The organism is Allobosea sp. AK1, assembly GCF_006714945.1.
Classification (GTDB): Bacteria; Pseudomonadota; Alphaproteobacteria; order Rhizobiales; family Beijerinckiaceae; genus Allobosea; species Allobosea robiniae.
Genome location: NZ_VFMG01000001.1, coordinates 17,300 through 42,335, shown reverse-complemented (window position 1 = coordinate 42,335; position 25,036 = coordinate 17,300). Strand labels below are relative to the sequence as shown.

Sequence of the window (25,036 nt, the reverse complement as noted above, 5' to 3'; positions counted from 1 at the left end):
GAATGCGAGATGGGACGCACGATCTGGTCGCGCTACGGCTTTGTCTGGGTCACGGGCGGCTTTTTCCTGATCAGCCTTGTCGGCCACTGGATCTTCGGTTGGTTCGCCTACGCGCAGGAACAGGGGGCTCTTGGCCAAAACGCCGAGTTCAACGGCTATTTTATCGAGATGATGCGGGACACACTGGAGAACTGGCAGTCCGAATTTCTGCAGTTGATCTGGCAGGTAGCCGGGCTCGCGATGCTCCTGCATGTCGGCTCGCCACAATCGAAGGAAGGCGACGACCGCATGGAAGCCAAGCTCGATGCGATCCTGCGCAAGGTCGACCGGGATGGCGGCGATCGGCTGATCGACGAGATCGACCGCGACTATGCCGGCCGCCACACGGACCATCGCTATGTCAGAGAGCATCAATCTTGAACAGGTAGTGACCGCTCGGTTCGAGGAGATCGAAACACTGGCCGATCGGCTCATCGGGCTGGCGGCAAACCGTGGACTTCGCCTGGTCACCGCCGAATCCTGCACAGCCGGGATGCTCGCGCATCGCCTGTCGCGAGCGGTTGGAGCGGCGGCCGTCCTGGCAGGCGGCTTCGTCACCTACACCAAGACTACGAAAACCCAGTTGGTCGGCGTATCGCCGGAGCTGCTCGCCGCATGCACGGCCGTTCATGCCAATATCGCCGAGGCGATGGCCAGGGGCGCGCTTGAGCGCGGCGGTGCCGATCTGGCGCTGGCGATCACCGGGGTTACCGGTGCCGAGCCCGACGAGGACGGCAATCCGATCGGACGTGTTTTCGTCGGCTTCGCTGCGGCCGGGAATGCTGCGAGTCTCCATTGCGAATTCGGGCGGCTTGCGCCAGCCGCGCTGTCGCATCTCACCGTCCAGGCCGCGCTGACATTCGCTCTGGCGCAGCTTGGCGATCCGGTGGCGCATCGGCTTCTGCACGGAGCCGGCGACTGAAACCCGTTATGCTGCCTTGGGCTTCGCCGCTTGGGGCCAGGCGATGCCGAGCATGTGCATCAAGACAGCCGCGTCCTGCGGTGCATGTCGCTTGTCGGTGTTGTCGAAGAACAGGTAGATGTCGCATGGCTGATCGGTGGCGCTCTTCTGATCTGCGGCGAAATCGCCGTCCCGCATCGGTTGCCCTGAACGCCAGGCTCGAATGCGTGCAGCCCAGCGCTCCAGGTCAGCTTCGTCATAACGGGACCGATAGAGCTCCTTGGAGCCGTGTAGCCGGCAATAGACAAAGTCGGCGGTCAGATCCATCAGCGACGGCCAGTCGGCTGTGTCGGCGCAGACGAGCGCGATTCCATAGCGGCGCAGCAGTTCGATGAAGGCGGGATCGCGAAAGCTGTCATGTCGAATCTCGACCGCATGTCGTAGCGGGCGCTTCTTATCGGTTTCGACCCAGGCCCGGCCATCAAGATGCTTGTCGTGCCGCTTGGCGAGTTCAGCGGCTTCCTGGGTATCTTCGGGAAGCAGCTTCAGAAACTTTTCCATGAGCGCGGCATCGAAACGAAAGCTCGGCGGAAACTGCCAGAGCAGCGGCCCGAGCTTGGAGCCGAGGCGGAGCAGGCCGGATGCCAGGAAATTGCTCAGCGGCGTCTCGACACCCCTGAGCCGCAGCACATGGGTGATGTAGCGCGAGCCCTTGATCGCAAAGACGAAGTCGTCGGGCACGGCCTCTTCCCAGCGCCCGAAAACCTCGGGCTTCTGCAGGCCATAGAAGGTGCCGTTGACCTCCAGCGCCGGGAACTGATCGGCCGCGTAGGAAAGCTCACGCTTCTGCACCAGCCCTTTTGGGTAGAAATGCCCGCGCCAGGGCGCATAGGTCCAGCCGGACAGCCCGATCCGGACCTTCTTGTCATGCCGACCTTCCTTTCGCATGAAACGGCGCTCCCACAGGTGCTCGTTCCCCGGTAACGCGCCCGCGCCGGTTTCGTTCGCAGCCGCTGCGGTGCGCCTTCCGACACCTGTGAAGACGGCGCCATCCACTAACATAGGTAAATCCCCAGCCGGCTTTTTGCGTCCATACGGAGATTCACGGCAGCGTCGTTCACGCCGCCGGAATTCGCCGAATTGGAAGTGCGATGAACAGGCTGCGACCGTTTATTCGAACCTTGGAGCGGCGCGACCGGTTGTCGCCCGACGAGCTGGCGCTTCTGTCATCAGCACAACTGCGCGTCCAGGGCTTCCGGCGCGGGCAGGAGATCGTGCGGGCCAAGACGCAGCCCGGCGAAAGCTGCCTGATGGTCCAGGGCATTTCCGGTCGCGAGATGGTCACGGCCGAGGGCAAGCGGCAGATCAGCGCCCTGCACGTCGCCGGCGATTTCGTGGATCTGCATAGCTTCGTGCTCAAGCGGATGGACCACGCTGTCGTCGCCCTGACCGAGGTTACCGCCATTTTCGTGCCCCATGCCGAAATCCGCCGCATCATCGATGCCTCTCCGCATCTTGGGCGCCTGTTCTGGCTGATGACAACAATCGACGGCGCCATCCAACGCGCCTGGATCGCCTGTCTCGGCCGCAGCACCGCCATGCAGCATATGGCCCATCTTTTTTGCGAGCTCTGGACCCGGATGGAGATCGTCGGCCTGGTATCGGGCCACAGCTTTTCCTTCCGCCTCACGCAAGCCGAGTTGGCGGATGTCGTCGGGCTGTCGGCCGTGCATGTGAACCGGACGCTCCAGGAGCTGCGCGGGCTCGGCGTGGTTGACTGGAATGGCGAACAGGTCGAAATCATTGACTTCGACCGCTTGGTCGCTCTGGGCGACTTCGACAAGACTTATCTCAACCTGACCCAGGAACCGCGCTGAGGCGCAAGACAGGTGCAGGAGATGCACCATGACACACTATTTCATCGACACCTTTGACGGGATGCTCGACGTCCGGGATGGCATCGGGGCTGAGTTCGCCTCCTATGACCGCGCCTGTGCAGAAGCCCGCCGGGCGGTCCGCGACATGATCCGGGACTATACCGATGATGGCGGCAGCCGGCCGATCAGCGTATCGGTCCGCAACCGCGACGGAAAGACCGTCTATGCGTTGCGTCTCGATCTTTCCGAGAGCTTCGACCGGGATGACTGAACCTATTCGTTTCGCGCTGCGTTGATCAGCCATCGCGAGGGCGGCCGGGATGAGCAGCCGCGCGGTTCTTGTCATCTAACCCATGTTAGTGCCACCGGGTCTGGTTCAGGTGACGCTGCCGCTTCCCAACGGAGGCGCCCATGAATGCTCGCTATCGGGAAAGCCCCCGAAAAGCCGAGATTAACGACACGCGGCAACGAAGCCTGGATGAGTTGCTAGGGCCGGTTGCCCGGCGTATCCGCTTCGAGGCCGGCGCGGAGCTTCCGCTCGCCGACGCAATTTATTTCCCGATCGACGGTATTGCGACCCTGGTGCTCCAGCGCGGGCAGGCGAGGTTCCAGATTGGCTTCGGTAGTCGCGGCGATGCGATCGGCATCCAGAAGCTCTTCGCTCCGGAATTCGCGGACATGTCCGCGAAGGTTCTGAAATCCGGCAGTTTCATCTGCGTCGCTCCTCAAACCTTGCGGCGTCTCCTGCGCGAGGATAGCGGATTGCGCGAGCGGCTGATGTTCCATGCCCTGCGTGCTGCTGGCAGATATCTCGACGAAGCGGCTCGCACGGTGGCGCTGTCGCTGGAGCGCCGCGTTGCGCATTGGATCACCCGCTGCGGCGAGACCCTGGCGAGCGACATCATCCCGATCACTCATCACGATCTCGCCCATACGCTGGGCGTGCGCCGCTCCGGCGTGACGGTCGCGCTCCATGTTCTCGAGGGTGAGCGCCTGATCCGATCGTCGCGGGCGCGCATCGAAGTCATCGACGGCAAGGGGCTCGCGGCCTTTTCACGGCCACAGCTCTCCTGATCGACGCTACGCGGCGGCCGGTCTCAAAGGGATCAGACCGTCATTGCTCGGTACTGAGCTGCGACGGGCGGGTTGCGATTCCAGCAAAGGAGATCGCCATGATGTTCATCGAACAGGTGCGGGAAGGCTCGATATCGTCGGTTCGGACGGCGTGCATGTCGGCACGGTCGACGCGGTGTCCGGAACGCTCCTCAAGCTCAAGAAGTCAGATCCGTCATCCGGAGGCACTCACCACTATCTCGATATCGGGCTGATCGTCGCGTCGAGGGCAATCGGGCGAAGCTGCTGGTTCCCGCGGCAGAAGCGAAGCAGCGCTGGTCCGAAGCCGTGGAATAACGCGCTCGCCATCATCATGTTGCTGGAGGTCGAGGCCCTCTCCGCTACGCGAAGCCGGCCTAACCGACCGGCCTCGATCTTACCTCTCTCGTTTCCGGCGATCGTCGCGCTCCCGCTGTGTGGCATTCCCCTCCGAAATCACAGCCGGTCCTTTCACAGCCTCTTTCGCAGGGTCTTCGCGTCGCTCGGGCGGCCGCTGATTGGGTTCCGTTGGGCCGTTCGTGCTGCCCTTTCTCTTGGGTTGCTCCTCATTCATCGCATGTCCTTTCCGAGCGTGATGCTGGAGCAACGCCGACGCGCTGCGATCCGTTCGGGGTGAGATGAAAAGACTCGGCCCGCCACGGCGGGCCGAGGGTGGCTTCCCTCATCGAGGAGCCGTTCAGAGGGGCGGGTCGACCCGGAGGTTCTCGTCCCGATGTTCTCCGCCCAATGTGGCAGCCCACGAGGCCGCTGCGGCGCCAACGAGCAGTGCGGCGGCCGTCAGGAACGCCGTCAGCACCGCGGTCTTTCGGGCACGCTCGGCCGCTTGTTTGGCGGCCTCCTTGGCCTGCGAAATCCGCGCATAGGCGTCGTCGATCCGCTTCTGCGCATCCTGCTCGCTGATCCCGGAGCGGGCGGCCAGTCGCGAGGCGAGATAGTCCCGATCACCCTGTTCGATCCTGCCATTCGCGAGGGCGCTGACGAAGATCCGAGAGGCTTCATCGCGTTCCTGGGCGGTCGGCGGCTGCTGGCCGTTGGCGCGCATAATGTTGTCCAGCGCCATCGCCATTGGATCGACGTTCTGGGAAATCAAGGTGGCTACCCCGGAGCTTGCGCTGGCCACGCCGCTGGCCACCGTCTTTGCCGCACTGAAGAGCGAGGATGTCGCGACGATGGTGATCAGAAGCGCGCCTGTCGCCCATACGAGTAGGCCGTGCGTTGCGTCGCACCTTGCGCTCCTCGGTATTGGCATCGAAGCTCGGCTGGCGCATCCGCCCCGCGAGATAGCCGCCCGCCATCGTGGCCGAAGCCATGACCCAAAGCGCCCACAGAGCTCCTGCGACCGCCAACGCGGTTGCGCTCGAACTCTTCTCGAAGTCGGCGGAGACCATCGACAGGCCGATCGCCGAGCCGAAGACCGTCATGGTGGTGGAGATGGCGGTCGCGATCACCGCGCCGCCGATGATCGGTCCCCATTGCCCATAGGAACGGTTTTCCTTGTTCACGGTGACCGGGGCGACGACGACGTCTGTTCCAGACATGGACATGGCGAATTCCTATCGAAGACCGAGGAACGACAGGATGGCCATGATGACCACCACGAGACCGACGAGGTAAATGATGCTGTCCATGAGCCCCTCCTGCTGATGAGCGAAAGTGCCAGGCAAACAGTCGCCGGAGCGGATTGGTTCCTAACCGCAGCAAACGGAGAAAATCGCGCCGAGCAGCGAGTGAGACCGGAACCGCTGGGACGGAAGCCCGTTCACCTCCGGGGGCCATTCCAGATGCGAGGCACCCATGCGTGACGGCGATGGCAACAAGCTCAGCCCTGAAGAGCAGCAACGCGTCAAATCGATCCAAGGCGATCCGGGCAAGGACTCCACCACCAAGGTCTCAATTGATCCCGATCCCGAGAAGGACACCGGAGACGCCGACAAGCCGCGGGTAAAGCCGGACGACAAGCCCGCGGCGGGTGTCGGCGAATGAGAGCCGAAACTTTTGGAACAGGCAGCGGCGGCGCGCCACTGTCGTTTCGAGATCCTTCGCCTGCGCGATCTACTCGACCTCGCGCAATTCGATTCGGCAAACGGGAACCTGCTACCGGCCGCCGTGTTCGATTCGCTATCAGCTCTATCGAGATAGGACACGTCATGCAGGCGCTTGACCAATCGGAATGGGGGGTCGTCGACCGTCCGGCTGCCAACCGTTTCGTCATGAGCTTTCCGGGCGGCGAAGCCTTTGCCGTCTATCGCAAGCTCGACGATTACCTCGTCATCTCCCACACAGAGGTACCAGCGGCCTTTCGCCGACGCGGCATCGGCGAGCGCCTCATCGACGGAGTCTTCCGCCTGGCGCGCGAGCGCGGGCAGCGCATCGTGCCGGCCTGCAGCTTCGTCGCCGACTGGGTCCATCGCCATTCTGACTTTCATGACGTCCTGGCAGCCCACGACGGAGTGAGGCGATGATCGACCACGTCTCAGTCGGCACCAATGACATCGCCCGTGCTCGCGCCTTCTACGACAGCGTTCTCGGTTGCATTGGCCCGCGGCTGCTGCAGAGCGACGAGCACTCGGCCGATTACGGCGTGGCGAGCATCCTGTCAGCGTCGAGACGCCGCTCGACGGTCGGTCGGCAACGCGCGGAAACGGCATGCATGTCGCATTCGCGGTCGGGCAGCGCGATCTCGTCGAGACGTTCCACCGCACAGTCCTTGCCCATGGCGGCCGCGACGCCGGCCCGCCTGGCCTGCGTCCTGAATACGACGCCCATTATTTCGGAGCATTCGTGTTGATCCTGACGGCAACAAGATCGAGGCCGTCACCCGTTCATCCCAGTGAAGGAGGAGACCATGCCTGCAAAATCAGCCGCACAGCAAAAGGCCGCGGGCGCCGCCTTGGCGGCCAAGCGCGGCGACATGAAGAAGAGCGAACTCAAGGGCGCCTCGAAATCGATGGAGAAATCGATGAGCGAGACCGAGCTGGAGAAGATGGCTTCGACCAAGCGCAAGGGAAAGCCGGAGCACGCCTCCAAGCACTGACACCACCGGACGGAGGCTCGACCGGCTTCCGCAAGCAGGAGAGTCGCCATAACAGCGCGTTTCGTGCCACTCGCATTGGAATTTCGAAAGCCGCCGAGCAGCTGTGGCGATTGGCTTTGCGGGTTCGCGTTTGGTGAGTCGCGCTTTCCCAAAGCCTGGGAGGTGAGCGGCACCGCGGCAAACTGCCGTGTGCGAGCTAGCAACAGAGCAGTCCGGGTCCAACAACCTCTTTGGACGGTGGACCTAGGCAGATCCGCCTGCAACTCCGTCCGCGAGGTCGACGACAACTTCACCCCCGAGCTTGACCGTACCGCTATCGATGATGCGGGCAGTGATGCCGCCGAGCCCGCGAACCGCGTTGTAACCGCCAACGCCGAGGATCTCCTCCATTCGCGAACACGGATGGCATTCTCCGGTGGTTTGCAAGACGGCGGAGCCAATCCTGAAGCGCTTGTCTTTCAGCGCGACTAGATTGATGCCTCGAGTAACAACATTGCGGCGCAGATCGCCCAGCAGAACTTGTGAGCGGCCAAGATGGCTGGCGATCGTCCCGAGATGCTCGGCCTGGATCAAAGTGACCTGTCGAGCCCCCCGCGCCCGCGTGTAGCGGTCGCCTATAACACCGCTCGTAATATCGAAATCCGCGCTCTGAAGTTCGATGAGCGCTTCGCGGCGGCCAGGCCGGATGCCAAGCCACACAACTTGTCCGGTCCTGACAGGGGCGTTCAGAAGCTGCGCGAGTGAGGATGATGGGTTGAGAGGCATGGTTTCGACGCGGGCAGTCCTAGCGCGGTGAGAACCGCTGAACGATATCTCGGGCAAAGTCGAGTACTCGCTCCCGCAACTGAGGTCGGGTCGCGAGCATCCATCCCGCCGCGCCGGCCAATATCAACCTGATCATTGTGAACATCTCCGAATGGCACCACCAGCGTTCCGCCGGCATGTTCGAAACGCGCTTCCGACGGATAGGTTCTCAACAAACGGGTCGTGCTCTGAAGCCGCCATCGACCTGCTTTGAGTTTGGGAACCAGTCATAGCTAAGGCGGTTCGATGACTAAGCGCTGGGGGCAGATTTGCTAAGGGCACATGCGTGCCGCAGCCTCACCTCAGGAATTTTCCATGTCCGCCACAGAGCCCATGATTCATGAAGATGGTCTGCCAGGCCACGAGTCCGCATTAACGCCGAAGCCAGAATGGGAGCCGCGCTATCCCGGGAGCGATCGCCTCAAGGGGATGGTGGCGCTGATCACCGGGGCGGATAGCGGCATTGGTCGCGCTGTCGCTGCGCTTTATGCCCGCGAAGGTGCCAATATCGCCATTGTCTATCTGAGTGAGCATGATGATGCCAAAGTGACCGTTGGCATCGTCGAGCGCGAAGGGCGCCGCGCGATCGCTATCCCGGGAGATGTCGGCGACAAGGCATTTTGCACCGACGCGGTCGCCCGGACCGTCGAAGAGTTCGGGAAGATCGATATTCTGGTGAACAATGCGGGCGAGCAGCATCCGGATAAGGACATCACGGATATTACCGAGGAGCAGCTTCGCCGAACGTTCCAGACAAACATCTTCGGCATGTTTTTCATGACGCAAGCCGCGCGGCCGCACCTCCAAAGTGGCGCCGTTATTGTCAACTGCACGTCCGTCACAAGCTACCAGGGTTCCAGCGAGTTGCTCGATTACAGCTCGACAAAAGGCGCGATCACCGCATTCACGCGGGCCCTTTCCGAAAATCTGATCGAGAAGGGGATTCGTGTAAATGCGGTGGCGCCAGGGCCGATCTGGACGCCTCTCAACCCTATGGGCGGAGCAAGCCCGGAGAAGCTCAAACACTTTGGTGAAAGCACGCCCATGAAGCGGCCCGGGCAGCCGAATGAGGTCGCGCCCAGCTTTCTGTTTCTGGCGTGTGAGGATTCCAGCTACATGTCCGGCCAGGTGCTGCACCCGAACGGCGGCACGGTTGTGAACGGCTGAGTAGCGGTCGAATGCTGATCGGCGACTCAGTCCTACCCAAGAGGCGAAGGCTGCCATCGGCAGCGGATCGCATAGCTGCGAGCGTGGCGGATCGAGCAACTTTGCCAATGATCGCGAGCGCGTCGGAGCAGGTTGCAGGGCGCCAGCACTAATCACCGTCGCAGTGAGAATTGAGTGGGCGGTTCCTGTCGGGCTCGCCCTTTTCGCAATAGGGAGACCAGAATGCTTCAAGTCCGAACGATTACCCGAACCTACCAGACGTTTGAAGATGCTCGAAATGTCGCGGTCCGCTTGGCCGAGGCTGGCATCCAGCCGGAGAGGATCGGCCTCCTCGGGCAGCAGGCTGGCGGCGACGACAATACGACTGCAGTCGCTGGCATCGGCGGAGCGGCAGGCGCCGCGACGGGGCTAGCTCTTGGGTTGGGCGCGCTTACGATTCCGGGCGTTGGGCCGATCATTGCGACAGGCTGGTTCCTCTCCGGTGCGGTGACTGGCGCGTTGGCAGGGGGCGTTCTCGGGGCACTCGTCGACGCCGGCGTACCGGCGAGCGACGCCGAACATCACGCTAAAGAACACGCCCGGGGTCGGTCCGTGGTCTCTGTCCGAGTTGAGGAATCGGATGTCGCGCTAGCGATACGGATATTGGATGCAGCAATGCCGCTCAAGGCGAGCGACAATCCTCCTGAATCCGATTTCTCGAAGGTCGTTTCCTGAAATCTCAACAACAAGCTCTAAGCGATCACGGACATCATTTAGCGCAACTGCCGCACTTATTTTGTCGGTTGGGAGCGCGCCGTCAGCTTGTTCCCATCAGGGTCGCGAAGGTATGCGACGAAGGCACCATTGGGACGCTCGCTCGGCGAGGTCTCGATCGACTTTCCGCCATGCGCCTTTCCAGCGTCGTGCCAAGCCTGGACATGTTCTTTGCTAGCCGCAGCGATACCAATCGTGCCCCCGTTTGCGAATGTGGCCGGATTTCCGTCGATTGGCGTCGTGATCATAAGCCTGCCGCCGCTGTGAGTGTAGATCAGCCTGCCTCTGGCATCGACCTCACCGCGCTGGCCTCCCAACGCGACGAATGTGGCGTCGTAAAAGCCCTTGGATCGCTCCAGGTCGTTGCTGCCAATCATGATGTGCGTGAACATACTTGTCTCCAAAAATCCTGCGCGAGGTATTTGCAGCATGGCGCGGGCGACACGTTGGAAGGAACGAACGCATGCGCGTGATTCAGCCGAACTCTGAGCTCGAAAAATGGCGAGAGGGCGTGCTTACCTCGATGCGAATTTCAGCGGTGGTCGGATCGCACCAACTCTGCATCTTCGAGCAGCTTTGCCAACCAGGCCTTGGCGCGCCAATGCACGCGCATACCGTCGAGGAAATCCTTGAGGTCGTTGAGGGGCAGGCCGAGATTCGCATCGAGGACGAGGTGATGTCGGTGCTGCCCAACCAGTCGGTCATCGTGCCCGCTGGCAGCCGTCATGGATTCACGAATAGCGGAGCCGGGACACTGAAAGTTCGCGCCACTCTCGCTTCGCCGGTTTTCGAAGCAAGCTACGACGACAGCGAAGAGGTGAAACGGAGGTACAGCCCGGACGCACCACCATAGAGAGATTTTGGACACCACTGGACGGGCGAGTCGGCACACGCGTCATGCAGAGCGAGATGTCGAGCAATGCGCGCACGCACTTGCCCAGGAAACGCACTTGGCGGATCTCTGCTGTGGTGATTTTACTGCCCTGAGGATTCGGCATGTCCCTGGCGAATGGTCGGCCGCTGCTCGCGATGCCAGGCCCCACTAATATTCCCGATCGCGTGCTCCAGGCGATGATGCGGCCGGCTGAGGAACTCAGTTCCGACAGTATCGTGAGCCTGACCGAAACGGTTCTCTCCGATCTCAAGCGCGTCTTCCGGACTGACGGCGAAACCTTCGTCTACGCCGCCAACGGCCATGGCGGCTGGGAAGCGGCTTTCACCAATGTTCTGTCGCGAGGCGACAGGGTTCTGGTGCTGGAAAGCGGCCGCTTCGCCATCGGCTGGGGCGAGATGGCCCGCTTTATGGGCGTCGATGTCGAGATGCTGCCCGGCAGCTGGCGCCGGGCCGTCGATCCAGCCGCGGTCGAGGCCCGGCTGCGTTCTGACACGCAGCACAAGATCAAAGCCGTGATGGTCGTCCAGATCGATACCGCAGCAGGAATCGTCAACGATATCCCGGCCATTCGCAGGGCCATCGACTCCGCTGGTCACCCCGCTCTGTTCATGGTCGATGCCATTGCCTCCCTCGGGTGCATGGAATTCGAGATGGATGCCTGGCGCATCGACGTTGGCGTCTCAGCCTCGCAGAAGGGGCTCATGTCTTCGCCAGGCCTCGCGTTCGTCGCGGCCAACGAGAGAGCTCTTGCCGCCCATAGGCGCGCCGACCTGCGCACGGGATATTGGGATTGGAGTGGCCGGATGAACGTGCTGGCCTACATGAAGCATTGCGGCACTGCGCCTGAGCATCTCCTCTTCGGACAACGTGCTGCGCTCGACATGATCTTCGAGGAGGGGCTGGAGGCGATCTGGCGCCGCCACGCCGCCCTTGCCAGGGCGACACATGCTGCCGTCGAACTCTGGTCGAGTGGTCAGGCTCTCACCTTCGGAGTGACCGAGGGATCCGAGCGAGCGCCGTCGGTGACGGCGGTGTTAACGCCCAACGTCGACGTAAGCGTCATCACCGCCTTCGCGCGCGACGTCTGTGGCGTGACGCTCGGCCTCGGGATTGGAGATTATCACGGCAAGGCCTTCCGGATCGCCCACATGGGCCATTTCAACGCTGCGGCGCTTATTGGAGCGCTCGGAGCCGTTGAGATGGCGCTTCAGGCCAAAGAAATCCCGCACGGCTCGGGTGGTGTGGCAGCCGCAATCGCCAGCCTAGCCGCCGCCGCGTGAAAGAGACTGCGATTATGCCGCATGGAGGCCTTGAACAGACAGGGTCGCTCATGCCGACAGGTGCAGGCGATAGCTGAATAGCTTTCCTCCCGTCCCTCCGGGCGGCATACCTCACCGAAGCAGACCTTCAGCCTCGAACTCTTCCCAGCCGTCGAGGCCGGTTTTCTGTTCGTCTGGATCGGGCGTTGCCTTACGGGATTTGGCCGAGCGCTTTTCCGCACGCGTCAGAGCCGCTTTCCCTGCTGCCCGCCGCCGGTTCTCTGCTGTCGTCGCGTCATCCTCTTCCCGCCAGATTTCCGGCAGGCCGCTATCGAGGACATGCTCGATGAAACTTGGAGTGAACACGTGAAAAGTGACGGCCTTGGCCCGGCCGCGCAGCTTGACCGTCTTTGTCCCCGCGCTCTGGAGCCGGCCGTCGTCGAGCCACTTGTGGCGCTCGCGAGATGAGATGGAGAGAATGTCCTCGGCCTCACTTGGCAGAATTGGCAACTCGGCAACCTCGGCCATCATGTCCGCTACGATCGCAGATAGCGCGTCAAACTCAGCAGCTTCGGCATCCGGCATATGAAGGATCACTTTGCCGGTTTCGACCGTGAGGTGCTTCCGCGTCAACCAAGGAAGCCGCCGCCTGATTTCGCGCTCGATTCCCTTGGCGCGGATCGACGATCCAAGGGTGGCCGTTGATGCAAGAGGCCACTCAGCGAGCTGCGTTGAGGTGCGCTTCACATAATGCTCTGTTCAGGTTTGCGGGTCTGGGACTAATCGCACGGATCGATCGCGTGTTCCCAGCTTCTACGCTCCTTGTCGTGCGGCATTTACGGTTGCTCCCTATTGCGTAGGCGTCCTGAAGGTGGCCGATACTCGGTGGGCGATCAGCTGGCTCCCGATTTCAGCCATTTATTTCGGAGCTTCTGCCGATCGAGCCGCGCTTCAGCGAGTTCCTCGCGAAGGCGCTCGTTCACACCCCCCAGTTCGGCCCGCAACGCGCCTCGCTCGAGTTCGGCTGGCATTGCCTCGCTGTTGACTGTCTGATCGAGAATATCTGCCAGAACGGTGTGAATGAACTGGGAGCACTCCTCCTCGTTCTCCGGCGCTGGAACCAGGATCTACGCCAGAAGGGCTAGCGCCAGCCCTCGCCAAGCGACCACCTCGTATGACTGCTGGACGATTTCGGTTGGATCCTCGGACATTTTGTTCTCCTGCTCGGATGTAGAGGCTGCTTCTCGGCAACCTCCCGTCGCGTCGCTGTGTTCCCGTCAAACACCGAGCTTGACTCTCAGCCTCTCGCTGAGAACATAAGAAGAACATCAAGTGTCGTTCTAGCAGGTAAAGTCCGTTGCGGCCACAGCCGTTATTTCAGTCGCTCCGCGACCAGATCGAGCGGATCGAGGGCCGAGGCGCCCGCGGCCGGACGGTGCTGCCGTTCGGTATCGCGACGGTCGACTCACGCTTGCCTGGTGGAGGCCTCGCGCTAGGAGCACTGCATGAGGTCGCGGGCGGCGGCAACGGCGCGATTGACGGTGCAGCGGCGGCATTGTTCAGCGCCGGGGTTGCCGCGAGGAGTCGCGGCAAGGTGCTCTGGTGCCTCACCCGAGCCGATCTGTTCGCGCCGGCGATGGCGCAGGCGGGGTTGATCCCTGACCGCGTGATCTATGTCGAGGCCGGCGATGACAAGACCGTGCTCGCCTGCATGGAAGAGGGCTTGCGCCATGGAGGGCTGGGCTCCGTCGTCGGCGAGGTAGCCCGCTTGTCCATGACAGCGTCGCGTCGCCTTCAGCTCGCCGCGGAGGGGACAGGTGCTATCGGCATCGCGCTGCGACGATGGCGACGCGAGGTCGACGCCTCTGATTTTGGTCAGCCCACGGCGGCGATGACCCGATGGCGGGTTTCGATGCTTCCATCGACAGCGCTGCCAGTGCCGGGGGTAGGGCGGTCACGCTGGCTTGTTGAATTGATTAGGGCCCGGGCAGGCGAAAGCGCGGATTTTGAGTTGGAGGCATGCGATGACACGGGTCGTCTCGGTCTTCCTCCCGAACTGGTCGATCGATCGGTTTCGGCGGATGGCTGGCGGCGCGGCACCTCCGCCTGAGGTCCCGCTCGTCCTCATCGCTCGCGACGGCAGCAGGAGGGTAGTGCAGGCGGCGAATGCCGCTGCACTGACAGCCGGGCTTCGCGTCGGCATGCCGGCCACGAAAGCGCAGGCGCTCGTGCCTGGCCTGCTGGTCGAGGAAGCGAATCCCGCCGCGGAGGCACAGGAGCTTGAGCGGCTGGCAATCTGGCTGCATCAGCGCGTCGCCCCGATCGTCGCGCCGGACCCTCCCGATGGTATCGTCATCGACACGACGGGTGCAGAACACCTGCATGGCGGAGAAGCCGACATGCTGGACGCCATCGTTGGACGCTTGGCGATGTCGGGCGTCGAGGCCAGGGCTGCGATCGCTGACAGCTGGGGGACGGCCCATGCGCTCGCTCGATACACTTCTCGGGCAACGATCGTGACACCGATCGGGCATGAAGCGCAGCCGCTATTGCCGCTGCCTCTAGAATGCTTGCGACTGCGCGCCAAGATATCGAACGACCTGCGCGTTCTAGGCTTCGAGACTGCCGGTGACATCATCGCCCAACCGCGCTCGCCGCTCACGCTGCGCTTTGGGCCGGAGATCGCCCGCCGATTGGCCCAGGCACTCGGGGAGATCGCCGAGCCCATCATCGCTATCCGCCCGCCTGATCTCATTGAAGTTCGCCGCGCCTTCGCCGAGCCGATCGGCGCGCCGGAGACAATCGCTCGCTACATTGGCAAATCGGTCGCCCAGCTCTGCGATCGCCTCGAGGCGCGCGGTCTCGGCGCTCGGCGCCTCGATCTCGTCTGTCATCGCGTCGATCGCGGACTTCAGACAGTCCGGGTTGGGCTCGCCAAGCCTGTCTGCGACGTGAAACGACTGACCCGGCTCCTCTGCGAGAAGATCGAGGCGATCGAGCCTGGCTTCGGCATAGAGATCATGACGTTAGCGGCGACCTTGGCTGAGCCCCTCGAACGAAAGCAGGCGCTCAACTCCCTGGTTGAGGAGTCCAGCGCGGACGTGTCCGGCCTCATCGACATCCTCGCCAACCGAGTTGGTGAGCGGGCGGTCTACCGGATGGCACCGGTTGCCAGCGATGTACCCGAGCGTTCTGTTTGCCGTGTCGCGGCGCTGACTGAGGAGACCGGAGCGATCTGGCCAGGCCACTGGCCGCGCCCTGCCAGGCTGCTACCGAGACCGGAACCGGTCGAGACCATGGCGCTGGTGCCGGACCATCCACCGGCCTGGTTCAGCTGGCGCGGAATCCGCCGCCGGGTCCGGCGCGCAGATGGGCCAGAGCGCGTGTTCGGTGAGTGGTGGAAGCGCGAGGCCGAGATGGTCGCCGTGCGCGACTACTTCCGGGTCGAGGATGACGCCGGCGAGCGCTACTGGCTCTATCGCGCAGGCGACGGCGAAGACGTCGCCACGGGGTCGCATCGCTGGTTCCTGCATGGCGTGTTCGGATGAGCGCCCGGTATGCAGAGCTTCAGATCACCAGCCATTTCAGCTTCCTGCGCGGCGCCTCCTCGGCCGATGAGCTGTTCGCGCAGGCGGCGCTGCTCGGCATCGAGGCGCTCGCTCTCGTCGACCGCAACTCGCTGGCCGGCATCGTCCGGGCGCACGAGGCGGCGAAGACAACCGGCGTCAGGCTGATCGTCGGCTGCCGCCTCGATCTCGCTGACGGCATGTCGCTGCTGGTCTATCCCATCGACCGGCCTGCTTATTCCCGCCTGTGTCGACTGCTCTCCATCGGCAAGAAGCGCGGCGGAAAGGCGCGATGTCATCTCGAATGGTCGGACGTCGTTGCGTATTGCGATGGCTTAGTCGCGGTGCTCGTGCCGGACCTGGCCGACGAGGATTGCGCCTTTCGCCTGCGTCGGCTTCGCGAGGGCTTTGGTGACCGCGCCTATCTGGCACTGTCGCTGCGGCGCCGACCGAACGATCATCTCCGCCTCCACGACCTGTCGAACCTCGCGACGCGGATGCGCGTCCCCACGGTTGTGACCAACGATGTACTCTTCCACGAGCCGGCCCGGCGGATCCTGCAGGACGTCGTCACCTGCATCCGCCACAACGTCACGATCGACGCCCTTGGCGATCGGCGCGAGCGCCATGCCGATCGCTATCTGAAGCCTCCGGAGGAGATGCATCGGCTCTTCACGCGCTATCCCGAGGCCTTGGCCCGGACGCTGCAGATCGCCGATCGATGCCGGTTCTCGCTCGACGAACTCGCCTATCAGTACCCGGAAGAGCGCGACGATCCCACGCTGACACCGCAGGAGACCTTGGCCAAGCTGACCTGGGAAGGCGCGGCGCAACGCTATCCCGAGGGTCTGTCCGAAAGCGTCCAGGCAAGCCTGAACCACGAGCTCACGCTGATCGAGAGGCTCGGCTACGCGCCATACTTCCTGACGGTGAACGCGATCGTCCGTTTTGCCCGCTCGCGCGACATCCTCTGCCAAGGTCGTGGCTCAGCGGCGAATTCGGCAGTCTGCTTCGTGCTCGGCATCACCTCGATCGACCCGGGCCGCAACGATCTGCTGTTCGAGCGCTTCGTCTCGGAGGAGCGTCGTGAGCCGCCCGACATCGATGTCGACTTCGAGCATGAGCGCCGCGAGATCGTTATGCAGTGGGTGTTCGACACCTATGGCCGGGATCACGCGGCCTTGTGCTCGACTGTCATTCGCTACCGAACCAAGGGGGCCCTACGCGATGTCGGCAAGGCGCTGGGTCTCCCCGAGGACCTGATCGGTACGCTGTCTTCGCAGGTCTGGGCCTGGTCCGAGGAGGGCGTCGAGAAGCGACACGTCGAGGAGCTCAACCTCAACCTGGCTGACAGACGGCTGCGCCTGGCGCTCGATCTCGCCCGCCAGCTTCAGGGCACTCCGCGGCACTTCTCACAGCATCCTGGCGGGTTTGTCCTGACCCATGACCGCCTCGACGACCTTGTCCCGATTGAGCCAGCGGCAATGGCTGATCGTCAGGTCATCGAATGGGACAAGGACGACATCGACGCACTGAAGTTCATGAAGGTCGACGTTCTCGCGCTGGGCATGCTGACCTGCATGAAGCGCGGCCTGGACATGCTCGCGGATCACAAGGGTATCGCGCTCGACCTGGCCTCGATTCCGGCCGAGGACCCACGGACCTACGCGATGATCTGCAAGGCCGACACGCTCGGGACTTTCCAGATCGAGAGCCGGGCGCAGATGTCGATGCTGCCCCGTCTGAAGCCGCGGACGTACTATGATCTCGTCGTGCAGGTCGCAATCGTCCGGCCAGGCCCGATCCAGGGCGACATGGTCCATCCCTATCTGCGCCGACGCGAGGGCCGCGAGCCGGTCCACTATCCCAAGCCCGAGCTGGAGAAGGTTCTGGGCAAGACGCTCGGCGTGCCGCTCTTCCAGGAGCAGGCGATGCGGGTCGCGATCGAATGCGCCGGCTTCACGCCCGGCGAGGCAGACCTGCTGCGCAAGAGCATGGCGACCTTCAAGTTCACGGGCGGCGTGTCGAAGTTCAAGGAGAAGCTCGTCGCCGGCATGGTCGCCAACGGTTACGAGGCCGAGTTCGCCGAGCAAACCTTCCGACAGCTCGAAGGCTTCGGCTCCTACGGCTTCCCTGAGAGCCACGCGGCCTCCTTCGCTCTGATCGCCTACGCCTCCGCCTGGCTGAAATGCTGGCATCCGGACGTGTTCTGCGCCGCGCTGCTGAACAGTCAGCCCATGGGCTTCTATGCTCCTGCACAGATCGTGCGCGACGCCCGCGATCACGGCGTCGAGGTTCGGCCTGTGTGCGCAAACGCCTCCCGCTGGGACTGCACGCTGGAGCAGACCGGAGACGAGGGGCGGTTTGCCGTTCGCCTGGGCCTCCGGATGGTCAAGGGGTTGTCCAATGCTCACGCTGCCGCGATCGCCACGGCCCGAGCCCGCCTTCCGTTCGAGTCGATCGAGGATCTCTGGCGCCGGGCTCGGGTGCCCGTGGCAGCGTTGGCGCAGATCGCCGAAGCCGATGGGTTTCGGCCCAGCCTTGGGTTGGCGCGGAGAGAGGCGCTCTGGGCGATCCGCGTCCTGCGCGACGAACCGCTGCCCCTGTTCGCCGCGGCTGCGGATAAGCGCACCGATGAAACGCCGGAGCCTGCCATCACGCTCCGGCCTATGGCGACCGGTGGAGATGTGGTCGAGGACTATCGCCATGTCGGGCTGTCGCTTCGCGATCATCCGGTCTCATTCCTGCGGCAGGATCTTCGGCGCAGGGGCATTGTCAGCTGTCAGGCCGCAATGGAAGCGCGCGATGGACGTTGGCTCGAAGCCGCCGGCATCGTCTTGGTACGGCAGCGGCCTGGCTCGGCCAAGGGTGTCATGTTCATTACCCTCGAGGATGAAAGCGGGATCGCGAACCTCGTGGTTTGGCCCAAGGTGTTCGAGCTGTTCAGGCGGACGATCCTTTCCGCAGGGATGATCTCGGTCCGCGGACGCATCCAGCGCGAGGGCGAGGTCGTCCACCTCGTGGCGCAGAGGCTCACTGATCTATCTGCCGACCTCGCCGGTGTTGGGAAGCGCGGGCAGCCTTTCCCGCTGCCTCATGGACGAGGTGACGAGTTTCATCATGGCTCTGCAACGCCTGATCCGCGCGATCTTCCGCCCAAGGGACTACGAGCCCGGGACATTTATATCCCCGATCTGCATATCGACGCGATCAAGGTGAAGACGCGGGATTTTCGTTGATCCACCTGCCAGCGGGGATGGAAAGGCTCCTGCCTTGTATGGACCAGCTGAAATGCTGATCTACAATCCATGCTCAGTAATCGCGTTCGGGTCATCGACCTTGAGACGGCCGGCGACGGCCCCCACGACGTCTGTGAAATCGGTTGGCAGGACGTCTCGCTAGGAGCCGATGGACGCTGGGAAGTCACCGAGGAACGCGGCGCGCTTCTCGTCAATCCCGGACGCGCCATCTCCGCCGATACGATGGCAGTGCACCATATTCGGGATGAGGACGTTGCTGGCGCGCCGTACTGGAAGGATATAGCGCCGTCTATCCTGAAGCCGGAGCGCGGAGTATTGGCTTTGGCGGCGCACCGAGCGGCGTTCGAACAGCGATACTGCCGACCGCGGCTGAGCGCGGGTGCTCAATGGATCTGCACCTGGAAATGCGCCTTGCGCCTCTGGCCGGAGCTGCCCCGGTTCTCAAATCAGATGCTTCGGTATCAGCGGAAGCCGGCGGGCCTCGTGCACGAGATTGGCTTGCCCGCTCATCGCGCGATGCCCGATGCGTACGTAACTGCGCACCATCTCCGCGACATGTTGAATGAAGCTTCGATCGACCAATTACTTGCGTGGAGCATAGAGCCCGGCTTGCTCCCTCGCGTGCCAACGGGGCCTGATCGCGGCAAGACATGGGGCCAGCTGAGCGTGCCGGCACTCTCAGAATGCGCTGCCAGTCGTGATGTCGATCTTCGATTCAGTGCTCAAATTGAGCTCGAGCGGCGAAATGGCCGGAACGAAGTCGACCGCGAACCTGCACAGGCGCGCTTGCTCTGACACTCCCATGCTCCGTCTGCTGCGCTTCTTGGTAAGGCGCGCTTTTGCGGACCGAGGGAGAGATCGTCGCCTGATGACCTGCCTCTCGATCACTCTCAGAGGTTCTGCCTGATCGATCAATCGAGCCGCCGTGAAACATGCAAAGAAGCTCTCGCGCTTGTCTGAACGCCAAACAGAAAACAGCCCCGGTCGCCCGAGGCCGTTGTTCAACATGCGCGCGCCGTCAGATCACGGCAGGCGGCACTCGGCCCGACGCGGTGGCATCCCGAACGTAAGGATCGGCGTTTTCGTCGAAGCGCGACCAGCCGCCAGCTCGATAGTCAGCCTCGCGGGTCGCACGGTCGATCGGAGTGGCGCCGTCAAGGATAGCTTGGACGGTTGCCTCATGCTCGGGTTCGGTGCGGACGGATACGACCGATCCGCCGCGGCGAACGGTCTCGGCGTAGTAGTTCGCCTCGTCCTCATCGTGGCCTTCCTTCACGAATGAGCCAACCAGACCACCGGCGGCGGCACCGGCGACGGCACCTGCGGCGGTGGCGGCAAGCCAGCCGGCGGCAACAACCGGGCCGACGCCGGGGATCGCCATGATGCCAAGGCCGGTCAGCAGTCCGGCGGCGCCGCCGACGCCGGCACCGATTCCGGCACCTTCGGCGGCGTTGGTCTCGTCAGTCTTGCCGTCGCTGCCGACAATGCTGATGGCGCGGCTGGAAACGCCAGCGGCCTCGAGTTGGTCCACGACCGAGCGGGCGGTGGCGTGGCTATCGTAGGAACGGGTCAGGGTACGGGTCATGTCGTTCTCCAGTTTTCGCGGTGCGAGCACCGATCAGTTGCGGGTGATGTTGCCGCGGTAGTCGACGGAGACGTTGACCTGCGCCCCCGAGTGGGTCGCGGTGCCCTTCCAGACGCCATTGTCGTCCTTCTTCAAGGCTCCAACGTTTGAATAGCCGTTGGCCTCGAGGCGGCTCTTGGCCTGACCCTCGGTGAAGCTGTTGGCGCCCGGCAGCGGGGCATTCTTGTCGGCGTCAGCCTTTGGGGCGGGCATCGGCGAGGTCGTCGACGTCTGTGCGATCGCGCCAAAGGATGTCGCGGAGGCGATCAAGGTGGCAATGAGCAGCTTCTTCATGATGGTCTCCCGTGGGCGTGCGGCCGATGCCGCGATGCACAATCCAACGGCAGATTGCCCCCGAAAGTTCCAGCGGAGCGGAATGGAACACGGGCTCTCAGGGTTCGTTCAGACCATCGACTAGCCACATCGCTGGAGGAAGACATGGCGACCGAACCGAAGCCGCTCGACGACCTGTTCCACGACATGCTCAAGGACGTCTTTTACGCGGAGAAGCAGATACTGAAGGCGCTGCCGAAGATGGCGAAGGCGGCCAAGTCGCCCGAGCTCAAAAAGGCTTTCGAGACCCATCGCGAAGAGACCGAAGGTCACGTCGAGCGCCTCGGTGAGGTGTTCGAGCTTATCGGCAAGGCCCCGCGCGGCAAGACCTGCGACGCCATCCTCGGGATCATCGAGGAAGGCAAGGCGGTCATTGAGGACTATAGCGACAGCCCGGCGATCGACGCCGGCCTGGTGGCCTCGGCACAGGCCGTAGAGCACTATGAGATGGCCCGCTACGGTACCCTCAAGGCGTGGGCCCAGCAGCTCGGCCATAAGGATGCGGTCAAGCTGCTCGACGCGACGCTCGCCGAGGAGACCAAGACCGACAAGACGTTGACGCAGCTCGGCGGCGCCGCCAACACCGCCGCGACGAAGAAGGCAGCCTGATCATGGGAATTTTCGACAGCATCAAGAAGGCCATCTTCGGCGAGGCCAAGGCCGATACGGTCGCCACTTCAACGTCTGCTCCCGCACCGGGTGCGGTTGTCCCACCGTCCGGCACTTCCACCGCACCAGCCTCGTCGCCGGCAGGGACACCCGTCGGTCAGACCACGGCAAACATCGGCACTGCGCCTGGATCGATGGCCTCGCAGCAGGTCGACGTCGCGCCGATCCTCGACAAGGCGGCCAAGGACAGCGGCCAGCAGCTGAACTGGAAGACGTCCATTGTCGACCTGCTCAAGGCGCTCAAGATCGACAGCAGCCTCACCGCCCGCAAGGAACTGGCGCAGGAACTCGGTTACACGGGTGATACCAACGACTCGGCGACGATGAACGTCTGGCTGCACAAGGCAGTCATCAAGAAGCTCTCCGAGAACGGCGGCAAGGTCCCCGCCGATTTACTCGACTGAGCGTACAGCTCAGGCGCTACTCGCCTGATAACGACCTACCGCCGCGCTTCTGCGAGGAGCGCGGCGTTCTCGATTGAGATCGCAGCGTGGCCGCGATCGCCTTGACGATCTCCTCTGCCTCTTCATCGAATTGCCCAGGCTCGTTGTGGGCAACAAAATGCCGCCGTGCACGATGCCGGCTCGCGAGATGACCGCGACCGCCAGATAACAGACAGCCGACAGATGGCTTTTTGGCATCCCGAAATGAGGCCCGTTCAGGTCGTAGAGCGGGTCCTTTCGAATGTCGTCAGAATGTAAAGCGCGCAAGCCGTTAAAGATCGACGCGAAAATCTCGGTCTTGCGAGGCATTTCGACATCGGCAAAGGCTGATCTCGGAACGCCCGCTAATTTGTAAGGGCGATACGCCTCCCCGTTCTCGTCGATCTGATTATAGAAAAACGCGCCGAACGTTCCGCCCGACCCTCCCGCGCCGGCCTCCGTCACGATTGCAACCAGCTCAGCCAGCTCGAATTGCGGCATGCCGCTATCGCAAACGATCGGCAGCGACAACCAGCCATGTCATTTGGTGGTTTTGTCCGCGCCAAGTGGTCGGGATCCACCCTGGGCAAAACTGGACTCGGTCTTGCCGCTAGGTTTGCAATCGCTCAGCTGCAAGCGCCGCAGCAAGATCAGCCGCGCCATAGGGCTTTGAAACCAATCGGGTCCGGTTGTCCATTTGGAACCCGTCGAGCTGGCTGCGACCCGTCGCGAATACAACGATCAGATCGGCATTGCGCTCTCTCAAGCGGGTCGCGAGGTCGACGCCGCTTATGTCCGGAAGCCCGATATCAGTCATCAGGCGGTCGATCGTATGCGTTTCGGCTAGGGCGATCGCTTCGCGACCCGATCCAGCCTCTAGCACCTTGCGACCGAGCGACTCGATCATTTCGGCCGCATCCAGACGGATGATGGCATCGTCCTCGACCAGCAGCACCGTCAAAGAAGCGGCGTCATCAGATGTGGTAGAACTGTTCGGTGGGGAAGGGGCCTTTTCCGCCGCAAGCACATACCGGAGTTTCCGAGCCATGGCTTCACGCGTGTATGGTTTCGATAGAAGGTGAACACCCTCGTCCAACCTTCCTCCGTGTACGATGGAATTTTCGGTGTAGCCGGAGGTGAAAAGGACAGCGAGGCGCGGAAGAATTGCTTTCGCGCTGCGGGCAAGTTCGGCGCTTTTCAGCGGACCAGGCATGATAACGTCTGTGAAAAGGAGATCGATCTCGGTGCCGCTTTCGATGATCGACATCGCACTCTGCGCATTCGGCGCTTGTAGAACGCGATAGCCGAGCTCTGAAAGCATATTCACGACCGTGTCGCGCACAGCATCGTCGTCTTCGACGACGAGAACCTGCTCTGTCCCGCCGATGACAGGCAGTTGATCACTGTGGTCGATGACATCCTCCGTGTCATGCGATCGCGGGAGGTAGAGCTTGATGGTCGTACCGTGGCCGAGCTCGCTGTAGATTTTCACGTGGCCGCCGGACTGCCTCACGAAGCCATAGACCATTGACAGACCCAGGCCCGTGCCTTTTCCAACGGGCTTCGTCGAAAAGAACGGCTCGAACACCTTGGCTAGCACCTCGGGCGGCATTCCGCTGCCCGTATCGGTTACGCTGATGACGACATATTGCCCACGCGCTGCTTCAGCGTTCCACCGAACGTAATCGTCGTCGAGGTAGCTGTTGCCCGCCTCGATCGTTAGGCGCCCAGCACCATCCATCGCGTCGCGTGCGTTGATCGCCAGATTCAGGATCGCATTTTCGACATTCGTCGGGTCGACGAACGTGTGCCAAAGCCCACCGGCGACGACAGTCTCAATCTCTATTTCTTCACCGAGTGTCCGCCGCAGAAGATCGTCCATTCCGCGGATAAACCGTCCAACGTTGATCACCCTCGGCTCAAGTGCCTGGCGCCTACCGAATGCAAGCAACTGCGCTGCCAACTGCGCCCCTCGAGACACACCGGCCACGGCGTTGGCGATGCGGGTATGGGCCTTCTCACTCAGTCCCGGTTCCTTTTTTAGCAGCTCGAGATTGCCTCCGACGACCTGCAGCAGATTATTGAAGTCATGGGCGACTCCGCCGGTGAGGTTACCGACAGCTTCCATCTTTTGAGCCTGCGCAAGCATCGCTTCGATACGCTGGCGTTCGGCGGCCTCCGCCCTCACCAGTTCGCTGGCCTGCGCTAGTTCGGCGGTTCGATCGGCGACCTTGGCCTCAAGCTCGGCGCTGCTCGCATTGAGTTTCTGAGACGCCTCGGACATCGCGTCTCGAAGCGCGATGAATTCGGTTAGCTTGGTCGGCACCTGGATCGGTCCGGAGAATTTGCCCAGCCGCGCGCTAACCAAGGTCAAACTACGCAGGGGTTTTCCGATGAGGCGCCAAAGAAGCGTTGCCGCTATCAGCATGACGAACAGGCTCGTGACCCCGCCAGCGGTCAAGGCAATGACCGCGCTTCGAAGCGGCTGCTCAACCACACTTCGGCGGATGTTCGCGGCGACTAGCCAATCTGACAATTCAGAACGCGCATATCCGACCAGAATCTCCTCGCCTAATGCGCTTTTGCCGACGAAGGTGCCTTGCTTCCCGACGGCTTGAGCCAGAAATGCCGGCACCCCGGGTTGCCCAGTGAACCTGTCGTGGTCTTCCGAGCGCGTGACATAGACGCCGTCTCTGTCGCCGATCGCCACAAACCAGCCAAGCGGGATCATAGGCTTGATGACATCTGCAAATAGCGCCGTTTCAGCGCCGACATGCAGGAGGTAACGAGGCGCTCCATCGATGAAGATCGGCACGATCACGGCAACCAGTGGCCGCTGTGCGATCGCCCCGGTGAAAACGTTAGTGACGTGAGGTCTCGCGGACGCGATGACCTGCTGGTCGACGGGGAAGGGAGTGAAGGGCAACTCTTTACCCCAGGACTGCCTGGTGTTGACGAGTTGCTGACCGCTGAGGTCCCGCAATCCGATGTCGGCTCCGATGAAAGCCTTCACCTCGAGAGCCTGGCGATAAAAACCTTCCAGATCGCCGTCCCTTAGGGCTCTTGAGGTTCCCAGCGTTTGAAGCGTGATTTGCCAACTGCGAATGTGCCGATCGACGACGGCTGCGCCCGTTGTCGCCGCCTCGACTGCCTCCTGTTGATAGCGGCCACGCTGAACTTCAGTGTACCTATTCATGAGAATGGCCGCGAAGATAATGCCCGGGATGACGATGACGGCGAATACCGCGACTATGATCAGCCTGGCTGGAATTCCGGAGCTGAAAGTCCGCGACATGAAGCTCTGTCCTCGCGCCATCCAG

At 62.6% G+C, this 25,036-nt stretch carries 30 protein-coding genes; 20 read left to right on the top strand and 10 right to left on the bottom strand.

The genetic code is table 11. The features are described 5' to 3' along the window. The first annotated feature begins 9 nt into the window (after positions 1 to 9). The gene (locus FHT98_RS00240) at positions 10 to 420 is read left to right on the top strand and encodes a DUF6766 family protein (protein WP_061966368.1); all 411 of its coding nucleotides are present in this window, start codon (positions 10 to 12) and stop codon (positions 418 to 420) included. Continuing rightward, positions 371 to 961, top strand: a complete 591-nt coding sequence (locus tag FHT98_RS00235) for a CinA family protein (RefSeq protein WP_113584216.1) — start codon at positions 371 to 373, stop codon at positions 959 to 961. The genes FHT98_RS00240 and FHT98_RS00235 overlap by 50 nt, the downstream gene beginning before the upstream one ends. 6 nt (positions 962 to 967) lie before the next feature. Here the strand turns inward: FHT98_RS00235 and FHT98_RS00230 are convergent, their stop codons facing one another. Beyond that, positions 968 to 1,888, bottom strand: coding sequence for a DUF72 domain-containing protein (locus FHT98_RS00230; protein ID WP_142115644.1), 921 nt, complete (start codon positions 1,886 to 1,888; stop codon positions 968 to 970). 203 nt (positions 1,889 to 2,091) lie between these two features. Here FHT98_RS00230 and FHT98_RS00225 point away from each other — a divergent pair, with 203 nt between their 5' ends. From FHT98_RS00225 to FHT98_RS26380, 4 genes are all read left to right on the top strand, one after another. After that, positions 2,092 to 2,817 carry a Crp/Fnr family transcriptional regulator gene (locus tag FHT98_RS00225; protein ID WP_113584214.1) on the top strand — a complete coding sequence of 242 codons (726 nt, stop codon included), beginning with the start codon at positions 2,092 to 2,094 and terminating at the stop codon, positions 2,815 to 2,817. 28 nt (positions 2,818 to 2,845) lie between these two features. Continuing rightward, entirely contained in the window at positions 2,846 to 3,088 is a 243-nt protein-coding gene (locus tag FHT98_RS00220) for a DUF6894 family protein (RefSeq protein WP_113584213.1), read from the top strand. Between the two features lie 212 nt (positions 3,089 to 3,300). After that, positions 3,301 to 3,891, top strand: coding sequence for a Crp/Fnr family transcriptional regulator (locus tag FHT98_RS00215; RefSeq protein ID WP_210244305.1), 591 nt, complete (start codon positions 3,301 to 3,303; stop codon positions 3,889 to 3,891). Between the two features lie 43 nt (positions 3,892 to 3,934). Then, positions 3,935 to 4,546, top strand: coding sequence for a DUF2171 domain-containing protein (locus FHT98_RS26380; protein WP_248309111.1), 612 nt, complete (start codon positions 3,935 to 3,937; stop codon positions 4,544 to 4,546). Positions 4,547 to 4,606: 60 nt separating this feature from the next. Here FHT98_RS26380 and FHT98_RS00205 read toward each other — a convergent pair whose 3' ends face one another. After that, positions 4,607 to 4,972: a hypothetical protein gene (locus FHT98_RS00205; RefSeq protein WP_142111736.1), complete on the bottom strand. Its 366-nt coding sequence runs from the start codon at positions 4,970 to 4,972 to the stop codon at positions 4,607 to 4,609. Further along, positions 4,926 to 5,474, bottom strand: a complete 549-nt coding sequence (locus FHT98_RS00200; RefSeq protein WP_142111734.1) for a hypothetical protein — start codon at positions 5,472 to 5,474, stop codon at positions 4,926 to 4,928. Before FHT98_RS00200 ends, FHT98_RS00205 begins: the two co-directional genes overlap by 47 nt. A 250-nt stretch (positions 5,475 to 5,724) precedes the next feature. Here FHT98_RS00200 and FHT98_RS00195 point away from each other — a divergent pair, with 250 nt between their 5' ends. The 4 genes from FHT98_RS00195 (at position 5,725) to FHT98_RS00180 (ending at position 6,964) form a co-directional block, all read left to right on the top strand. Further along, positions 5,725 to 5,913: a hypothetical protein gene (locus tag FHT98_RS00195; RefSeq protein WP_113584208.1), complete on the top strand. Its 189-nt coding sequence runs from the start codon at positions 5,725 to 5,727 to the stop codon at positions 5,911 to 5,913. Between the two features lie 164 nt (positions 5,914 to 6,077). Further along, the gene (locus FHT98_RS00190) at positions 6,078 to 6,392 is read left to right on the top strand and encodes a GNAT family N-acetyltransferase (protein ID WP_162766124.1); all 315 of its coding nucleotides are present in this window, start codon (positions 6,078 to 6,080) and stop codon (positions 6,390 to 6,392) included. Continuing rightward, complete coding sequence (locus FHT98_RS00185; protein WP_248309110.1) at positions 6,389 to 6,718, top strand: VOC family protein; 330 nt, start codon at positions 6,389 to 6,391, stop codon at positions 6,716 to 6,718. The genes FHT98_RS00190 and FHT98_RS00185 overlap by 4 nt, the downstream gene beginning before the upstream one ends. 57 nt (positions 6,719 to 6,775) lie before the next feature. After that, on the top strand, positions 6,776 to 6,964 hold the full coding sequence (locus FHT98_RS00180) for a DUF3008 family protein (RefSeq protein WP_113584337.1): 189 nt from the start codon (positions 6,776 to 6,778) through the stop codon (positions 6,962 to 6,964). Between the two features lie 243 nt (positions 6,965 to 7,207). Here FHT98_RS00180 and FHT98_RS00175 read toward each other — a convergent pair whose 3' ends face one another. Beyond that, positions 7,208 to 7,663, bottom strand: coding sequence for an MOSC domain-containing protein (locus FHT98_RS00175; protein WP_248309109.1), 456 nt, complete (start codon positions 7,661 to 7,663; stop codon positions 7,208 to 7,210). A gap of 420 nt (positions 7,664 to 8,083) precedes the next feature. On the opposite strand from FHT98_RS00175, the gene FHT98_RS00170 reads away from it, so the two are divergent. Continuing rightward, positions 8,084 to 8,935, top strand: coding sequence for an SDR family oxidoreductase (locus tag FHT98_RS00170; protein WP_113584205.1), 852 nt, complete (start codon positions 8,084 to 8,086; stop codon positions 8,933 to 8,935). Between the two features lie 222 nt (positions 8,936 to 9,157). Next, positions 9,158 to 9,649, top strand: a complete 492-nt coding sequence (locus FHT98_RS00165) for a hypothetical protein (RefSeq protein ID WP_113584204.1) — start codon at positions 9,158 to 9,160, stop codon at positions 9,647 to 9,649. Positions 9,650 to 9,705: 56 nt separating this feature from the next. Here the strand turns inward: FHT98_RS00165 and FHT98_RS00160 are convergent, their stop codons facing one another. Further along, positions 9,706 to 10,080 carry a VOC family protein gene (locus tag FHT98_RS00160; protein ID WP_113584203.1) on the bottom strand — a complete coding sequence of 125 codons (375 nt, stop codon included), beginning with the start codon at positions 10,078 to 10,080 and terminating at the stop codon, positions 9,706 to 9,708. A 71-nt stretch (positions 10,081 to 10,151) separates the two neighbouring features. Between FHT98_RS00160 and FHT98_RS00155 the strand changes: the two genes are divergently transcribed. Both FHT98_RS00155 and FHT98_RS00150 read left to right on the top strand, forming a co-directional pair. Continuing rightward, on the top strand, positions 10,152 to 10,541 hold the full coding sequence (locus FHT98_RS00155) for a cupin domain-containing protein (RefSeq protein WP_113584202.1): 390 nt from the start codon (positions 10,152 to 10,154) through the stop codon (positions 10,539 to 10,541). Between the two features lie 143 nt (positions 10,542 to 10,684). Then, positions 10,685 to 11,863 (top strand): pyridoxal-phosphate-dependent aminotransferase family protein, encoded by a 1,179-nt coding sequence (locus tag FHT98_RS00150; protein WP_113584201.1) that lies wholly within the window; start codon positions 10,685 to 10,687, stop codon positions 11,861 to 11,863. A 111-nt stretch (positions 11,864 to 11,974) separates the two neighbouring features. On the opposite strand, the gene FHT98_RS00145 is transcribed toward FHT98_RS00150, so the two are convergent. Beyond that, on the bottom strand, positions 11,975 to 12,589 hold the full coding sequence (locus FHT98_RS00145; RefSeq protein ID WP_113584200.1) for a hypothetical protein: 615 nt from the start codon (positions 12,587 to 12,589) through the stop codon (positions 11,975 to 11,977). 610 nt (positions 12,590 to 13,199) lie between these two features. Here FHT98_RS00145 and FHT98_RS00140 point away from each other — a divergent pair. From FHT98_RS00140 to FHT98_RS00125, 4 genes are all read left to right on the top strand, one after another. Beyond that, positions 13,200 to 13,952, top strand: a complete 753-nt coding sequence (locus tag FHT98_RS00140; protein WP_113584199.1) for an ImuA family protein — start codon at positions 13,200 to 13,202, stop codon at positions 13,950 to 13,952. Beyond that, positions 13,867 to 15,390, top strand: coding sequence for a Y-family DNA polymerase (locus FHT98_RS00135; RefSeq protein WP_113584198.1), 1,524 nt, complete (start codon positions 13,867 to 13,869; stop codon positions 15,388 to 15,390). The genes FHT98_RS00140 and FHT98_RS00135 overlap by 86 nt, the downstream gene beginning before the upstream one ends. Continuing rightward, positions 15,387 to 18,647, top strand: a complete 3,261-nt coding sequence (locus FHT98_RS00130; protein ID WP_142111732.1) for an error-prone DNA polymerase — start codon at positions 15,387 to 15,389, stop codon at positions 18,645 to 18,647. Before FHT98_RS00135 ends, FHT98_RS00130 begins: the two co-directional genes overlap by 4 nt. A 69-nt stretch (positions 18,648 to 18,716) precedes the next feature. Beyond that, on the top strand, positions 18,717 to 19,463 hold the full coding sequence (locus tag FHT98_RS00125; RefSeq protein ID WP_113584197.1) for a 3'-5' exonuclease: 747 nt from the start codon (positions 18,717 to 18,719) through the stop codon (positions 19,461 to 19,463). A 223-nt stretch (positions 19,464 to 19,686) separates the two neighbouring features. Here FHT98_RS00125 and FHT98_RS00120 read toward each other — a convergent pair whose 3' ends face one another. Further along, the gene (locus FHT98_RS00120) at positions 19,687 to 20,253 is read right to left on the bottom strand and encodes a hypothetical protein (RefSeq protein WP_113584196.1); all 567 of its coding nucleotides are present in this window, start codon (positions 20,251 to 20,253) and stop codon (positions 19,687 to 19,689) included. A gap of 33 nt (positions 20,254 to 20,286) precedes the next feature. Further along, positions 20,287 to 20,586, bottom strand: a complete 300-nt coding sequence (locus FHT98_RS00115; protein ID WP_055728248.1) for a PepSY domain-containing protein — start codon at positions 20,584 to 20,586, stop codon at positions 20,287 to 20,289. A gap of 144 nt (positions 20,587 to 20,730) precedes the next feature. On the opposite strand from FHT98_RS00115, the gene FHT98_RS00110 reads away from it, so the two are divergent. Together FHT98_RS00110 and FHT98_RS00105 are read left to right on the top strand one after the other, a co-directional pair. Further along, positions 20,731 to 21,234, top strand: a complete 504-nt coding sequence (locus FHT98_RS00110; protein ID WP_113584195.1) for a YciE/YciF ferroxidase family protein — start codon at positions 20,731 to 20,733, stop codon at positions 21,232 to 21,234. Positions 21,235 to 21,236: 2 nt separating this feature from the next. Next, positions 21,237 to 21,698, top strand: coding sequence for a DUF3597 domain-containing protein (locus FHT98_RS00105; RefSeq protein WP_142111730.1), 462 nt, complete (start codon positions 21,237 to 21,239; stop codon positions 21,696 to 21,698). 9 nt (positions 21,699 to 21,707) lie between these two features. On the opposite strand, the gene FHT98_RS00100 is transcribed toward FHT98_RS00105, so the two are convergent. Continuing rightward, complete coding sequence (locus FHT98_RS00100) at positions 21,708 to 22,247, bottom strand: hypothetical protein (RefSeq protein ID WP_142111728.1); 540 nt, start codon at positions 22,245 to 22,247, stop codon at positions 21,708 to 21,710. 79 nt (positions 22,248 to 22,326) lie between these two features. Beyond that, the gene (locus tag FHT98_RS00095) at positions 22,327 to 25,011 is read right to left on the bottom strand and encodes a response regulator (RefSeq protein WP_185745035.1); all 2,685 of its coding nucleotides are present in this window, start codon (positions 25,009 to 25,011) and stop codon (positions 22,327 to 22,329) included. Positions 25,012 to 25,036 lie beyond the last annotated feature (25 nt).